This is a genomic window from Chelatococcus sp. YT9 (assembly GCF_018398315.1).
In the GTDB taxonomy this organism is placed as follows: Bacteria; Pseudomonadota; Alphaproteobacteria; order Rhizobiales; family Beijerinckiaceae; genus Chelatococcus.
Genome location: NZ_JAHBRW010000001.1, coordinates 3,769,142 through 3,783,804 on the forward strand (window position 1 = coordinate 3,769,142; position 14,663 = coordinate 3,783,804).

A 14,663-nucleotide genomic window follows, 5' to 3' on the forward strand; every position below is an offset into this window, starting at 1 on the left:
CCGCGGCGGTCGGCCGGGCCGAGAGAGCGAGGGCCGTTGTGACGTCTGAAATTGATGCGTTTCATATCACCACCCTCCACCAGGATCCTTCTTTCCGCGAGGTCGTGTCGGACCGGATCTGGAAAGCTTGGTGGCGTGACGAGGGTTTCAGCTTTGAACAGATTGACCAGCGCGTTGGCCTCAGCCTAGGACCGGAGACGATTCCATCTGCACTAGTTGCGAGCAGCGAAGCTCAGTTTCTGGGAACCGTGTCCTTGATCGACAGCGACATGGATGAGCGACCCGCTTACAGCCCTTGGGTCGCGGCCCTTTGGGTAGAGCCCGAGCATCGCCGCAAAGGGATTGGGGCCATGCTGGTGAAAGCGGCGGCGACCATGGCCTTCGAAGCTGGAAAGGCGGAAGCGTACCTCTGCGCCACGCCTGACAACGCGCCCTTCTATATCGGCCTGGGCTGGCGACAGATCGAACACGATGTGAAGGGCCTCATTATCCTGTCGCTCTCGCGTTAGGACCGCGCGATACTACCGGACCGGTAGACGGCACTATTAGGGTTGGTGCGTCGTGGCCATGATTTTACATTGCGCCGGGTTTCTGCGCAGACGACTTACCTGAGACTAGCCACGATCGGCCCTAACCGGGCTTTCCGCGAGATTGATCGCCGCGCTGCGCGAAAAACGCGGCGATCGTGCGGGCGGCGGTCGTCAAATGTGCGCGCAGGACCTCGACCGCTGTCGCGACATCCCGTCGCCGCGCGGCCGCCACCATGGCGCGGTGGTCGTCCTGGGACATGTGGGCACGCCCCTTGGCCGCCAGGTGAAAGCGCAGATAGCGATCGAAGGAGGCAAGCTGGCTTTCGGTGAGCGCTATCAGCTTGGGATGGCCCGCGGCACCATAGAGCGTCATGTGGAAGCGGCGGTTGAGCTCGCCCATCCGCCCCGGCTCGTTGACTGTGTCCATGTCGACAATCAGATCCTCCGCGAGAGTGAAATCCTCATCGCGCAGATGGGGAATGGACAGCGTGAGTGCCGCCGGTTCAAGGGCCATCCGGATCGCGTAAGTGTCCGCCGCGTCGGCCGCCGAGATCTCCGTCACCACGGCGCCCTTGTGGGGCACGAAGTCGAGGAGCGCCTGCGCTTCCAGTTGCCGCAAGGCCTCGCGCACCGGCATGCGGCTTACGCCGAAAGTTGCCGCAAGATCCTCCTGTCGCAGCGGCGTGCCGCCCGGCAGACGTCCGGACAGGATGGCATCGCGCAAGGTCGCTTCGACAAAGGCCGTCGCGGTGCGATGGCGCGTGCCGCTCGCCGCAATGAGGTCTGCTATAGGCTGGAGATCTGACATCCAATATCCAATTGTTCATTGGATCCAATTGTGGCATACCTCGGGAGCGTTGTCATCGGTGACTGCGGCCGGCAGCCGTTCCAGTGGACTCATTCCATGCATGATCAGGCGAAACATTCCTCGCAAGAGGCACAGGGCAGCGTCGTCACACCAGCGGCACCGTCTTTGGAAGACGGACTGATCCAGCCGATTGCCGCAGGCACGCTTGCGGCGGTTGTTGGTTTCGCCAGCGCCTTCACCATCGTTCTGCAGGGGCTGGCCGGCGTCGGCGCCACGCCGGCGCAGGCGGCGTCAGGGCTGCTTGTGCTCTGCGTCGGGCAGGGAATTCTGGCGGTCGCGCTCAGCCTGATGAACCGCCAACCCATCAGTATTGCCTGGTCGACGCCGGGCGCCGCCCTGCTTATGGGGGCGGGCGTGCCACAGGGCGGTTTTGGCGTCGCCGTCGCAGCCTTCCTCGTGACCGGCCTGCTCATCGTGGTCGCAGGGATCTGGCGCCCGCTCGGCCGGGCTGTGTCCGCCATTCCGTTGCCGCTTGCGAATGCCATGCTCGCCGGGGTTTTGCTTGAGCTTTGCTTGGCGCCCTTCCGTGCCATCGCTGCCGCCCCACTGCTCGCGCTGCCCATTGTCGTCGCATGGGCATTTGGTTGGACTTTCGCGCGTCGCTTCGCTGTGCCCATCGCCGTTGCGATGACAGGCCTCATCGTGGCGCTCGCAACCCCCATACCGGCGGAGGCCTGGGCGCATCTATGGCCGCAGCCCGTATTCGTCATGCCGGTCTGGGAGCTTGTGCCGGTGATAGGGCTCGCCATCCCCTTGTTCATCGTCACCATGGCCTCGCAGAACGTTCCCGGTCTCGCTGTCTTGCGCAGCAACGGCTATGATGTGCAGGTTCGACCAGTGTTCATCGCGACGGGCATCGCAAGCTGGGCGGTTGCCTTTTTCGGCGGCCACGGCCTCAATCTTTCCGCCATTACGGCTGCGCTATGCGCCGGGCCTGAAGCAGGAGGGAATCCGGCACGGCGCTATATCGCCAGTGTCGCCGCGGGGCTGGTGTATATCGCCCTTGGGCTCGGCGTCGGCTTTGCGGCGACATTCATAGCCGCTTCGCCGCCCCTCCTGATCCAGGCGGTGGCCGGCCTTGCCCTGCTGACCAGTCTCGCGGGGGCGCTGGCTGGGGCTCTCGCACGCGAAGCAGGTCGCCTGGCGGCGCTTCTGACGTTCGTCACGACGGCTTCAGGGATCAGCGTCTTCGGTATCGGTGCCGCCTTCTGGGGGCTCGTCGCCGGCGGATTGATGGTGATGCTCGAGCGTCGGCAGAGTCCGGCGGCTTAGCGCCGTCGCGCCAATTGGAACGCTGGCGTCGACCCGGACGTAGAGCGACACTGTGCTTTCCGCGAGGAAGATTCGATCTTTCCCCTTTCTGTTAGATTACAGCCGTATTTCAAAAGCTTAAGTTGATGCAGCTCGGGATGTCGGCATGATGCACGGCGCGGGAGGGAGGGCCCGCCGCCCCGGCTGCAGCTGGTGTCCGGTCTCACGTTCGCCCCGTCTATGTGATCGCCGCCCCCGGCGGTCGTGCGAACGTCGTTCGAGATCGTGCCTTGAGCGATTCGCCAGGCGGACCGCGCGGCCGGGGCGTCATTTTCACGGAGGCCTCATTGAAACGGCAACGGGGCCCTGGGGCCCCGTCATGGTCTACGCTGGATGGATGCTAATCGCCTAGCGCTAGCGTATCGGCGGGGCGTAGAGGATGCCGCCCATGCTCCAGAGCTGGTTGAGGCCGCGCGGGATGCCGAGTTTCGACTGTACACCGAGATTGCGCTCGTACATTTCCGCATAGTTGCCGGACGCCTTGACGGCCTGCTGCGCCCAGCCGTCACCAAGCCCCAGCATCTTGCCAAGTCCGCCTTCAGCGCCCATGAAACGGCGCACGTCAGGCTTGGTGGAATTCTGGGCCTCGGTGAGATTGGCGCTGGAGACGCCCAACTCCTCGGCATTGACGAGGGCGAAGTTCACCCACTGAACGATATTCGACCAGGCAACATCATCGTTGCGCGTGACTGGTCCCAGGGGTTCTTTGGAGATCACGTCGGGCAAGACGACCGCCTCGCCCGGCTTTCCAAGCTTGAGCCGCTCCGCATAGAGGGCCGACTGGTCGCGGGTGAGCACGTTGCACTGCCCGGCCTCGAAGGCCTTGAGCGCCTCGGCGGCGCTCGGGAAGCTCAATTCCTCATAGGTCATGGAATTGGCGCGGAAGTAGTCCCCGAGATTGAGCTGGGTCGTGGTGCCCGCCTCCACGCAAACCTTGGCCTTGTCCAACTCCAGCGCCGAGGACACGTCGAGGCTGCGCGCCACCATGAAGCCCTGGCCATCGTGGTAGGTTATCCCGGCGAAGGTGAGACCAAGGCCGGCTTCACGCTCGAGCGTCCAGGTGGAGTTGCGCGAGAGAAGGTCCACACGCCCGTCTTTCAGGGCCTTGAAACGCTCGCTGGCCGAGAGAGGGACGAAGGTGACCTTGGCGCGATCGTCGAAGATGGCGCCAGCGACCGCTCGGCAGAAGTCGACGTCGAAGCCCGACCACTGCCCCTGGGCGTCCTTCTCCGAAAATCCGAAAAGACCTTCACTGACCCCGCACTGCAGCTGCCCGCGCTGCTTGACCGTGTCGAGCGTCGCGGCCGAGGCGACCGGCGCCAGAAGGCATGCCGCGGCGATGCCGGCCGTCGCCGCGAGGGCACGGCGCATGTGCCTTTGCGCTATCCGCGTGGTGGCGTGGAACCCGGCGCGGGGTTGGGCCGCTTGCAGCATCGTCTTCGTTCTCCTGGTCGCCCGTGTATGGTCTTTCGAGAACCCGCCGCCCATGGTGCGCCGGGAAACCTTTGTTAAAGCCGCCGCGGCTCAGATCGTGGCGCCGTGCCGGATGATCACCTTCGTGCCGACAGGGACCCGCTCGTACAGATCGATGATGTCACCGTTGGCGAGGCGGAAGCAGCCAGAGGAGATCGCGTGACCGATCGTCTCGGGCTGATTGGTGCCGTGAATGCGAAACACCGTCGAGCCGAGATAAAGCGCGCGTGAGCCCATGGGATTGCCGGGGCCGCCCGCCATGAAGCGGGGCAGATAGGGCTGGCGGGCGATCATCTCCGGCGGCGGACGCCAGTCCGGCCATTCCGCCTTGCGGCTGACATTCACGAGGCCCGACCACTGGAACCCTTCGCGGCCGACGCCGATGCCGTAACGGAGCGCCCGGTTGTTGCCCTGAACGAGATAGACGAAGCGCTCTGAGGTATGGATGACGAGCGTGCCGGGCTTCTCGTTGCTGCGAAAGAAGACCATCTGGCGCGCGTAGGGGCCGTCGGTGATCACGACCTCTTCGGTCGAGACGCGGCCGGGCTCATCGCCGATGTCCAAGGTTTCCTTGCCCGGGATGCGCGGCGCGCTTTGGGCGAGAGCAGCCCCTGCCACCGCGGTCGAGAGCGATAGTCCGGCGAGAACGGCAAAGGCCGCTCTCAACGTGGACCGTCGAAGGGTCTCGTTGATGTCCTTGAGCATTCCGTACTCCACTTGTACCTGCTGCGAGCACGCTCAGTTGCCGCAGCGCGCGAAAATGAACGTGCCGTACCGGCGATTCGCGTCAGGGTCGACGAAGCGCATCACGAGGAACTCGCCATTGTAGGAGAGAACTTCGCGGTCCTGCGGATGGCCGGCCGGAGCCTCGAAGCCGATGTAGGTCCTGCCATCGGCGCCGCGCTTGAGGGCCAGCTCATAGAGCTGCGCGTCGTCGGCGACATGCATCATCACGCCGTTGGTCGGGCCCTTGGTGATGACGTAGGGCTGGCTGCACTGCGCGCGGGCCTGGGCCTCGGTGCGCTTGCGATCCTTCTCCTCATGGAACGACGCTATGCCCCAGCGTCCGACGAGCTGGTCGCGGGTAATCGCAAGGCCCGCGGGCGCTGTTTGGCTGAAGCTCTGCCGCTCTTCCGGCATCATGGCGCAGCCTGTCAGGGTGAGGGTGCCCAGCAGAAGGGCAGCAATCGCGGCGCCGCGAGTGCGCGAAGATTGCAAGTTGTTCGGAGGCAACTGTTGGGAAGGCTTGTCCGGGTGAGCCGCCATGAAGGCTCGGCCGCCAATAGAGTGTAGCCCGTGCATCGTTCCTCCCACGTCTCAGCACTGGACAGTCAGGATTGCTTTTGCTGTGCAACCCAGACGTCTAGCATAAGCTATAGTATGAGAAGGTGATGACGGAAAGAGCAAGACGCACCAGCGCGCGGCCTAGCCGCGCGGGCGGGGCTGTCGTCTTGTGGTCGACCGTTGAGAGGACGTCGCGGCGCCGGATCAACCGTTCCGCGCCGCCTTCCTCGCCGCGTCAGTGTTCCCTGAAGGCGCCGGACATGGCGTCTGTGAGGGGTCTCATGAGGTAGCTCATGACGGTCCGCTCGCCTGTATTGAAGATGATTTCGGCGGGCATACCGGGTCTGAGGCGTCCCTTGAGCTCGGAGGGGATATCGGTATCGGCGACGGAGATGAGGGCGAGGTAGTAGGGTTCGCGGGTCTGCTCGTCGACGAGGCGGTCGCGGGAGACGTTGCGCAGGGTGCCGAGGATGAGCGGCGTGGTGCGCGAGTGGAAGGCCGGGAAGCGGACTTCCGTTGATGTTTCCGTCCTGAGATTGTCGATATCGGTGACCTGGACGCGGGCCTCGATGACGAGCTCGTCGTCCTGGGGAACGATCTCGACGAGGGTGTCGCCGGGGCGTACGACGGCGCCGACGGTGAAGATGCGCTGATTGATGTTCTGGGCTTCGCCGGCGCGTGGCGCGCGGATTTCGGTGCGGCGCAGGACATCCTCGGTGACGTTGAGCTTCTCGCGCATGTCGCCGAGCTTCTGGCGGATGTCGAGGAGCTGGGCGCCGACCTCCTCGATGAACTTCTGGCGGGTCTGGGTCGCCTGCAGGTTCATCTCGCCGATATTGTTCTGGGCCTTGGCGGCATCGGCGAGGTTGCGGCCGACGACGCCGTCGAGGCGGGCCTTCTCACGCTCCAGCGCCGACTGGCGCGACTTCGGGACGAGACCCTTGAGGGCGAGGTCGCGGATGCCGACGAGCTCGTCGTTGATGAAGTAGAGCTGCTGCTCGGCGGATTTGCGCTCACGGTCGAGGCCGTCGATCTCGGCCTTGAGCTGGTCGACGCGACCGTTGATGATGTTGAGCTGGCCGGTGATGGAGGCGCGCCGGTCGGTGAACTGGGCGGTCTCGTCGGCGATGACCCGCTTGACCACCGGATCGTCGGGATGGTCGACGAGGAGGGCGGGGAAGGTGATCGCCGGGGCGTCGTCGCGCTCGGCGACGAGGCGGGCCTCGAGCGCCAGGCCCGCATACACCTGGTTGCGCACCGCGTCGCGGTTGGCGAGCGCGGTGGTGTCCTCGAGGCGGAACAGGAGGTCGCCCTCCTCGACCTTCTGGCCCTCGCGGACCTTGATCTCCTTGATGATGCCGCCTTCCAGGTGCTGCACGACCTGGCGCTTACTCTCCACGGAGATGACACCCGGCGCCACGACGCCGGCGTCGATATTGGCGAGCGCGGCCCAGCCGCCCATGACGCCGAAGGTGAAGATGATGATGGCATAGCCGGTCAGCGCGATGCGGCGGAAGTCGCTGTCGGGCTTGCCCGGGGAGCCGGTGCCGTCGCTGCCGCCTTCCGCCTTGTCGCGCTTGCTCTTGCCCAGGCTGAGGGCGGCATCGATGGCCTTTTCGAGGAAGGGCAGCTTGCGTCCGGTTTTGTCCTGCATGGCCTTGTTCTGCAGAGGCTGGCCCTGGATGGCCTCATGGGCCGGCACCTTCGCCGGCGTGATGGCGGCGAAGGGGGTGGACCCCGCTGTTTCGCCCTCGAACCTCGCTCCCGAAACGTCTTCCGGCGCGGCGGCTGTCGCCGCGGGGCCGGCGGGTCGCGCTCCGGCCGGAAGGGGAGGGGTGGGCTGGCCCGACATGGGTTGGCCCATGGTGGGCTGGCCCATGCTGGCCTGGCTTTGAGGGGGCTGGTTTGGCGGAATGGGTCTGCCGAAGGTCAGCGGCCGCGGAAAGCGCGTGCTCTCGCCGTCGGCGCCGGCCGGGACGCCGCCGGGGGCTGACACGGCCACCCGCGAATGGTGACCCGCAACGGGCTGTGCGAACAGGGACTGGCTCGATGCGGGCGGGTTGGGGGCGGGCTGGTTTGGGGCCTGCCCTGTCTCGGCCTGCACAGGCGCTTTCTGCACAGGAGCCTTCTGCACCGGGGGGATCTTCTGCTCGGACATCAACCACGCTCCAGCGTCACAGACCAGACTCCGGACCAAGCCGGAGGAACAACAGGGACAAGCGCTGTCCGGACCACGCGGCAACCGGGCCAGCGAACATAAACACCGGCGCCGCCGCTCGCCACAGGAGAGCCGCCGGCTCCGATCACATCGGTGTTAGCCCCCTCGGGGGTCATTGGGCGGCCGCTTGAGGTCACGCGAGGCCCCTTTGGAGGCCAGGCTTGCTCAACCCGGCGCGGCGGCCGCGGCGATGCCCGGCTGGCCGGGGGCGGCGGTCGCCGGCCCTGCGCCCTGCGGCCCGACGATGCGCGGCCCGAGCACCTTGGCCAGCACCTCGTCGCGCGGCCCGAAGGCCTGCACGCCACCTTCCGCCAGCACCAGGATGGAATCGCACAAGGCCAGGGAATTGGTCTTGTGGCTGATCAGGATCACCGTGCGCCCGGCCGCCTTCAGCTGGCGGATCGCCGTCATCAGCGCCTGCTCGCCGGCCGCGTCGAGGCTCGCATTCGGCTCGTCCAGCACCAGGATCGGCGGCGACCCGTAAAGGGCCCGCGCCAGTCCCACGCGCTGGCGCTGGCCGCCCGACAGGGCCTGCCCGCCTTCGCCGATCTGCGTGTTGTAGCCGTCCGGCAGGCGCTGGATCATCTCATGCACGCCGGCCAGCTGCGCCGCCCCCACGATCCCCGCCTCGTCCATGTCGCCGAAGCGCGCGATGTTCTCGGCGATGGAGCCGGAGAACAGCTCCACGTCCTGCGGCAGATAGCCGAGGAAGCGCCCGAGCTGCTCGGGATCCCAATGGGTCAGGTCCGATCCGTCGAGCCGCACACAGCCCGCTGCCGCCGGCCACACCCCGACGAGCGCCCGCGCCAGGCTCGACTTGCCCGCAGCGCTCGGCCCGATGACACCCAGCACCGTGCCCGCCGGCACCGCGAAGGAGATGCCCTTCAGCACCGGCACGTCCCGCGTCGGCACCCGCACGATCAGGTTCTCGACCGAGATGTCACCCTTCGGATCCGGCAGACGCATGCGCGCGCCCGGCGCCGGCAGCGCCCGCAACAGGCCCTGCACGCGCTCATAGGCCGAGCGCATGTTGATCAGCGACTTCCAGTTGCTGATCGCCATCTCGATCGGCTGCACGCAGCGCCCCACGATGATCGAGGCCGCGATCATCATGCCCGGCGAGATCTCCCGCTTGATGGCGAGATAGGCTCCGACCCCCAGGATCAGGCTCTGCATGAAGGCGCGGTTGAACTTGATGCCCGCCATCAGCCCGCCGGCCCGGTCGGAGGCCTGCGCCTGGTGGCCAAGCGCGTCGTAGTGGTGCTTCACCCACTTCTCGCGCAGCCGTCCCACCATCCCCATCGCCTGCAGCACCTCCGCATTGCGGAAGGTGGTCAGCGCTTGGTTCTGCGCCGTGATATTGGCCTTCGTCGCCTGGTCGAGCACCGGCCGCGTCGCACGGTCGTTCGCAAAGGCCAGCGCCGCCGAGATCAAGGCCGTGATGATCGCCAGGATCCCGTACCAGGGATGCAGCAGCGTTGCCGCGATGATGTAGATCGGCACCCACGGCACGTCGCAGAAGGTGATCAGCCCCTGGCCCGTGAAGAACTCCCGGATGCTGTCGACGTCGCGCAGGGCCTGCACATGGCCAGGACCGGGCTGGCGCAGCGAGGCCCGCTGCACCGCATTGAACGCATCCGCGTTCACCTCCTCGTCAAACCGGACACCCGCGCGCACCAGAAGGCGCGTCCTGAGGCTCTCCAGCGAGGCCGAAACAAGATACAAAATCGCGATCAGGATCGTCAGGACAACAAGTGTCGTCAGGTTCCGGCTCGACAGGACGCGGTCATAGACCTGCATCATGTACAACGAACCCGTCAAACCCAGAAGATTGATGAAAAACGAGAAAATGATCGCCGTCACAAACGCGGGTCGCGTCGCGCGGATCGCCGCGTTCAGCGCCGTCGGAGCCTTCTTACCCCCACCCATAATCCCCGCCTGTGACATCAATCTACGCTCCAATCCCGATAAGCCATCATACGGGGTTTCATAAGCACTGTATATCGCACCAACCCAAACTTATGGAGGCAATTACCACAGCAGGCATTCCTGATGTGAGGCAAGGCGAGACGGCGGCGGAGCATTCTCCGCCGCCGTTTGCGCTGTCGGTTGCCGGGACGGGGCGGGAATCTCCGCCCGTCGGACGTCAGACGAAGTCTGAATGGTCGATGACGCCCGTGTATCCCGTGACCTTGATGATCACGTCGTCGGCGCCAAATGCCGCACCTGTATCGCGGGCGGCAACGAGATAAACATCCCCACCATAACCGAACAAACCCGCTGTGTTATGGCTGCCGTCCAGTTCACCGCCTGCATGGAACAGCCCATCAACGGCCTCCTTCAGCGTAGCGCCGGTGATGGCCTGAACGCGGGAGGTGTTGGCGACGAGATCAATGTCGAACGCGAAGTCGACCGTGTCGACCCGACCTTTGATGTTCTGGGTGCCGAGGTTCAGACCGTCGATCACCTTTTCTGCGTCGCCGTCTTGGTTGAAGCCGCCGGAGTCGACGGTGTAGTTGGTGCCGGTGTCGGTCGACGTTCCCTTGACGGTTCCATCCTTGGCGCCATCGCCACTGTCGGTGCCGTCCGTGCCGTTGCCATGAGTGTTGGTGCCGTCGGTGCCGCTGGTGTTGGTACCGTTAGTACCGTCCGTGCCATTGCCATTGGTGTTGGTGCCGTCGGTGCCGCTGGTGTTGGTGCCGTCAGTACCGTCCGTGCCATTGCCATTGGTGTTGGTGCCGTCGGTGCCGCTGGTGTTGGTGCCGTCAGTACCGTCCGTGCCGTTGCCATGAGTGTTGGTACCGTCGGTGCCGCTGGTGTTGGTACCGTTAGTACCGTCCGTGCCATTGCCATTGGTGTTGGTGCCGTCGGTGCCGCTGGTGTTGGTGCCGTCAGTACCGTCCGTGCCGTTGCCATGAGTGTTGGTACCGTCGGTGCCGCTGGTGTTGGTGCCGTCAGTACCGTCCGTGCCGTTGCCATGAGTGTTGGTACCGTCGGTGCCGCTGGTGTTGGTACCGTCAGTACCGTCCGTGCCGTTGTCACCCGTGTTGGTGCCATCGGTGCCGTCAGTGCCGGTCCCGGATGTGGGCTTCTCATAGGGGGTCTTGGCAACGTTTATCGATGTGCCATTCCACTCGTCCATATGCGCCGAAACGTCGCCGCCCTTCAGGCCCGCGTCGCCATGGATGACGAGCGTGTTCCCGTCGGCAATCACCTTGCCGCCGGTCAGCGCCTCGATTGGCCCTTTGTTCAGCTCCACGAACCTCGCAAGCGAGCCTGCCGTGTCGATACCGAACACGCCGTAGGAGGAGTAGACGTGCTCCCCAATGGTGAGCTGGAACTGCTGGTGCTGCATCCACGGCCCGATCGTGATGCGGTACTCGCTCGATGTCGGCGTGGTTGCAGGCGGCTCGAAGGCGGCGCTTCCGGCGGCCGCAGTAGCCTGCTCCACGTGCAGGACAGCGGGCGAGTCAGAGCCTACGCCGCTTTTTTCCAGATAGGCGGAGATGGCGCCGCCCTTCAGCGAAGCCGCGCCCATGATCGCAAGGTCGCCATCCTGAACGACGAGCTTTCCCCCGGTGAGCGCTTCGATGGCAGCGCCATTCGCGTCCACGAACTGGGAGAGGGAGGTGGACCGATTGGCGTCACCACTGCCATAGAAGGCATGCTCGCCAATATTGATGTGCAGCGTATCGGAGGCGTCCCAGTCGGCCACGTCGATGATTGCCTGCGCCGTACCAGAGACATGCGCGCCGTCGGTGGTGACCGGCTCGGTGCTGTGTTCGGGAATGGCAGCGGGCATGCCTTTCGTCGTCACGCTGACGAGGCTGTCCTGCGCGAGGCCGTCGCCATGCGCTGGCGCATGCAAGCTCTTGCCGCGGTCCATGGCGGCGGAAACGGGGCCGCCATTGAGATCCGCACCGTCCTTCGCCTGGATGACGATCTCGAAATTGCCGGATCCGCTCTGGGCGGGCCGCACGAAAACAGTACCGCCGGTCAGGCTCTCGATCGCGGCCTTGTTGAACGCGACGAAGTGGTCAAGCGAGGCTTGACCATTGCATTGCGGGCCGGTGGGCGTATTCAGGCGAAAACCCTCAACAACGCTCGATGCCGAGAATACATGGCTGCCGATGCTTAGCTTGAGCTGCTCGTAGAGCTGCCATTGCTTCACCTCGATGGCGTATTCTTTCAGGGTTGTCGAATTTGTGGCACCAGACATCGGCGCGCCGTCAAGCGCGTCATTTACAGCAATATCAGTCACAGAAAACCTCAAATAAAAAAATATATGAATATAATTCCACAAAGCCTTTGTAGTAGAGTGTGTTAACGCCGTCGAGCTGTCTTTGTGCAATAATTATCGCAATATGAGAAGAGATATTCGTAATAGTGTTCTATCTTCATTGTTCGTTGAGGCTGAAGCAGCGCGCGACCGGAGCGCTCTCACGCTATGCGCAGACGTATCAGGGTCGGCAGCAGCTCCTCGTGAAAGGTCGACAGACGAGTCTCGATTTCGGCGCGGTTGGCGGCCTCGTCGTGCAACGGCGCGCCGTCCTTCATGAGGCGTTGACCTTGCGCCGCAAAGATCGACCAAATGAAGCCGACGAGATCATCGGCCTTCTGCCGGCGGGCCAACAGCGCGAGCTGGCTGATGCGGTCCACGGCGATCGCGCCACCGGTGACGGGCGAGGCGAGATACGACAGCTGACCGCTGTGCCGTGCGGCATTGAGGACAGCGTCGTTGAAATGCGCGGTGCCCACAGCGCGGGCCTCCTCCCCCTCGAGGGGGAGCGCGGGGCTCGCGGCCCCCTGGCCGACGAGGATCAGCAAGGCCTGGTGGAGACGTTGCCAGCCGATCTTCGCGAGCGCTGGCGTGTTCAGGAGCTCCCGCACGGATTTGGGGCGTTCGGCAAGAGCCTCGACGAGCGGATCGTAGATCGCCTCCTGCAAGCCGATCGTGCCGACGGGTGTGGTGATGGAGCGCGCGATGGACTGCGGGGCGCTCGACAGGACAAAACGTTGGGCCGCCCAGGCCTCGAACAGTTGCGCGCCTTCGAGAGGCAGGCGGCCCCGCACGAAGAGATCGCGACGGAACGGACGGTTCAGGATGATGTCGCTGGTGAGGTCCCGAAAAGCCGCGTCCTTGATCTCGGCGAGGAGCGCCCGCTGCGGCTCGGTGAAATTGATGGCATCGACGTGATCGGAGAGCTGCACCTGGCCGACGTAGCTCAGCTTGGCGCCCTCGAAGTCGCGGCGCACGTCGGTGCAGTAGAACGGCGTCCAATCGGCATTGAGATATTCGTGCGCGATATAGGCCTTCTGTTGCTTGCCGAGCCCCTCGAGCCGGCTGCCGACCGTGGGCGACTGGGTGAAATAGCGGGCCTGGGCGCTCTCCAGCCGCTTCGCAAAGGCGAGGCTCGCGTCGATCCGGTCGAACAACGGACCGGATTGCTGGGCGGCCGCGTCGATGAGCAGGCGGCGCAGGGGTGCGGCGGCCGCCCAGCCGGGCAGGGCGTTGTAGGACACGTAGAGCAGGCCGCCGGTTTTCAGGTGCTTGCGCGCGATCTCGCGAATGAGGGCGCGGTTCTCCGCGGAGACCCAGCTATAGACCCCGTGGAGCGCTATGATGTCGAAGGCGCCGAGGTCGGGATCCGCCGCGAGATCCGCGAAGCTTGCCTCGCGCAGGTCGACGCGCTCGCTCCGCGCCAGCCGCGCCAGATCACAGGCGCCCGCGATATGGGCGGGGTTGAAGTCGATCGCCGTGACCGAGACGTCGGGATTGGCGGCGGCGATGATATTGGCCGATATACCCTGGCCGCAGCCGAGCTCGAGATAGCGCAGGCGCCCTGACGGGGGCTTGACGCCACAGGTCAAGGCCGCGAGTTGCAGACTGAGCGGCACGAGTTCGCGGTAGAAGCCATGCGTATAGCCGACCTCCGTCACGTAGCCATCGCTCCAGTCCGCCATGCGTCACTCCCGCCCTGCGCTCCCGTTCGGGGATTGTGATCAGCATCGCTTTCAATGCAAGCGGCGCAGCAAAGAAAAGCTGCGGCGCTTCCGTCATAAAAAAAACCCCAGCTCGTAGGCCGGGGCGAAAACCCGAAACGAAACGCTCCGGGTAAGGGGCGGCGGGCCGAAGCCCAATTAGCTCAGATGCGAAAGGTCGAGGACATCGCTCTCGAACTGGAACGGGGCGTTGTTCCCACCGGCTTTGGCCACAAGGTCGGGATACTTTCCGCCGATCGGACCCTGGCGGAAATTCGCCCAGGACAGGAGATGCGCGTAAATCAGGGGGAGCGCGCCGGATTTGCGGAGAGCGCAAAACTCTGCATCCGGCATATGGTTGAGCTTTTTCTCATCGACGACCCGGAGGCCCTTAATCTGGTGACCGGAGCCGTCTGCCTTGCGAATGACAAGGTTGCGCTCCGCGAGCAGACCAAATGAGGAAATCGCGCTCACCATGGCCTTGGTGGTCGCAACTTTCTTCTGAACATGCTCCAGAAGCTGCAAGCGCCGCTGCATATGGGGCGTCAGCTGACCTTCAGGCGTGAAAACAGGATGACCACTCGGGTTCTTGAGATGCGGCGCGTCCGGGTCGAAGAATACAAGCATGCGCTTCTGCTCACCTTCCCCTTGCTCCACAGTTCCGAAAAGAAACGGGTAACGTCGGATATGCGCAGGAATATAGGTTGCGAGCCAACGGCCATCGTCAGCGATATAGGCGTTCTTTCCGGGCTCAACTCCCAAAAGCGCTGATGGCAGATCGCTCTTATTGTCGGGGAAAATGATGGGATATTCGCGAGCGATATCGCTCATCTCGTCGAAGACGAAGGGAGCGAGCGTTTCAGCTTTGGCAAAGCTGTAGTCGTTGCTCTCGAAGACCCGGAGATCGCGGTGCTGCGCGAAAGTCAGGGGAATCTGCGTCTTGAACATGGCTCTCTCCCAAGCAGAAACGGGGGGCGTAGCGCCCCCCGTTCCTTAT

11 protein-coding genes are annotated in these 14,663 nt (G+C 64.5%); 2 read left to right on the forward strand and 9 right to left on the reverse strand.

Features of this window, described 5'->3' with window-relative positions:
- Positions 1–38 precede the first annotated feature (38 nt).
- A complete protein-coding gene (locus KIO76_RS31625) occupies positions 39–509 on the forward strand; it encodes a GNAT family N-acetyltransferase (protein ID WP_213324417.1) in 471 nt (156 codons plus the stop codon).
- Positions 510–630: 121 nt separating this feature from the next.
- On the opposite strand, the gene KIO76_RS17395 is transcribed toward KIO76_RS31625, so the two are convergent.
- The gene (locus tag KIO76_RS17395; protein WP_213324418.1) at positions 631–1,338 is read right to left on the reverse strand and encodes a GntR family transcriptional regulator; all 708 of its coding nucleotides are present in this window, start codon (positions 1,336–1,338) and stop codon (positions 631–633) included.
- A gap of 96 nt (positions 1,339–1,434) precedes the next feature.
- On the opposite strand from KIO76_RS17395, the gene KIO76_RS17400 reads away from it, so the two are divergent.
- Entirely contained in the window at positions 1,435–2,670 is a 1,236-nt protein-coding gene (locus KIO76_RS17400) for a benzoate/H(+) symporter BenE family transporter (RefSeq protein WP_213324419.1), read from the forward strand.
- 393 nt (positions 2,671–3,063) lie between these two features.
- On the opposite strand, the gene KIO76_RS17405 is transcribed toward KIO76_RS17400, so the two are convergent.
- The 8 genes from KIO76_RS17405 to KIO76_RS17440 all read right to left on the reverse strand — a co-directional run bounded on the left by KIO76_RS17405 (position 3,064) and on the right by KIO76_RS17440 (position 14,614).
- Complete coding sequence (locus KIO76_RS17405) at positions 3,064–4,080, reverse strand: amino acid ABC transporter substrate-binding protein (protein ID WP_213325320.1); 1,017 nt, start codon at positions 4,078–4,080, stop codon at positions 3,064–3,066.
- 153 nt (positions 4,081–4,233) lie between these two features.
- The gene (locus KIO76_RS17410; RefSeq protein WP_213324420.1) at positions 4,234–4,887 is read right to left on the reverse strand and encodes a L,D-transpeptidase; all 654 of its coding nucleotides are present in this window, start codon (positions 4,885–4,887) and stop codon (positions 4,234–4,236) included.
- A 33-nt stretch (positions 4,888–4,920) separates the two neighbouring features.
- Positions 4,921–5,484, reverse strand: a complete 564-nt coding sequence (locus tag KIO76_RS17415) for a hypothetical protein (protein ID WP_249729636.1) — start codon at positions 5,482–5,484, stop codon at positions 4,921–4,923.
- 217 nt (positions 5,485–5,701) lie between these two features.
- Positions 5,702–7,624 carry an HlyD family type I secretion periplasmic adaptor subunit gene (locus tag KIO76_RS17420; RefSeq protein ID WP_213324421.1) on the reverse strand — a complete coding sequence of 641 codons (1,923 nt, stop codon included), beginning with the start codon at positions 7,622–7,624 and terminating at the stop codon, positions 5,702–5,704.
- Positions 7,625–7,849: 225 nt separating this feature from the next.
- Positions 7,850–9,631, reverse strand: a complete 1,782-nt coding sequence (locus tag KIO76_RS17425) for a type I secretion system permease/ATPase (protein WP_249729758.1) — start codon at positions 9,629–9,631, stop codon at positions 7,850–7,852.
- Between the two features lie 199 nt (positions 9,632–9,830).
- Positions 9,831–11,945, reverse strand: coding sequence for a beta strand repeat-containing protein (locus KIO76_RS17430; RefSeq protein ID WP_213324422.1), 2,115 nt, complete (start codon positions 11,943–11,945; stop codon positions 9,831–9,833).
- 179 nt (positions 11,946–12,124) lie between these two features.
- The gene (locus KIO76_RS17435; protein WP_213324423.1) at positions 12,125–13,648 is read right to left on the reverse strand and encodes a methyltransferase regulatory domain-containing protein; all 1,524 of its coding nucleotides are present in this window, start codon (positions 13,646–13,648) and stop codon (positions 12,125–12,127) included.
- 177 nt (positions 13,649–13,825) lie between these two features.
- Positions 13,826–14,614 (reverse strand): SapC family protein, encoded by a 789-nt coding sequence (locus tag KIO76_RS17440; protein ID WP_213324424.1) that lies wholly within the window; start codon positions 14,612–14,614, stop codon positions 13,826–13,828.
- Positions 14,615–14,663: the final 49 nt, after the last annotated feature.

What these genes read in the sequence shown, in the direction of transcription:
- KIO76_RS17435 (WP_213324423.1), bottom strand. Translation starts at nt 13,648, where the DNA reads ATGGCGGACTGGAGCGATGGCTACGTGACGGAGGTCGGCTATACGCAT.
- KIO76_RS17420 (WP_213324421.1), bottom strand. Translation starts at nt 7,624, where the DNA reads ATGTCCGAGCAGAAGATCCCCCCGGTGCAGAAGGCTCCTGTGCAGAAA.
- KIO76_RS17415 (WP_249729636.1), bottom strand. Translation starts at nt 5,484, where the DNA reads ATGCACGGGCTACACTCTATTGGCGGCCGAGCCTTCATGGCGGCTCAC.
- KIO76_RS17410 (WP_213324420.1), bottom strand. Translation starts at nt 4,887, where the DNA reads ATGCTCAAGGACATCAACGAGACCCTTCGACGGTCCACGTTGAGAGCG.
- KIO76_RS17395 (WP_213324418.1), bottom strand. Translation starts at nt 1,338, where the DNA reads ATGTCAGATCTCCAGCCTATAGCAGACCTCATTGCGGCGAGCGGCACG.
- KIO76_RS17400 (WP_213324419.1), top strand. Translation starts at nt 1,435, where the DNA reads ATGCATGATCAGGCGAAACATTCCTCGCAAGAGGCACAGGGCAGCGTC.
- KIO76_RS17405 (WP_213325320.1), bottom strand. Translation starts at nt 4,080, where the DNA reads ATGCGCCGTGCCCTCGCGGCGACGGCCGGCATCGCCGCGGCATGCCTT.
- KIO76_RS17440 (WP_213324424.1), bottom strand. Translation starts at nt 14,614, where the DNA reads ATGTTCAAGACGCAGATTCCCCTGACTTTCGCGCAGCACCGCGATCTC.
- KIO76_RS17425 (WP_249729758.1), bottom strand. Translation starts at nt 9,631, where the DNA reads ATGTCACAGGCGGGGATTATGGGTGGGGGTAAGAAGGCTCCGACGGCG.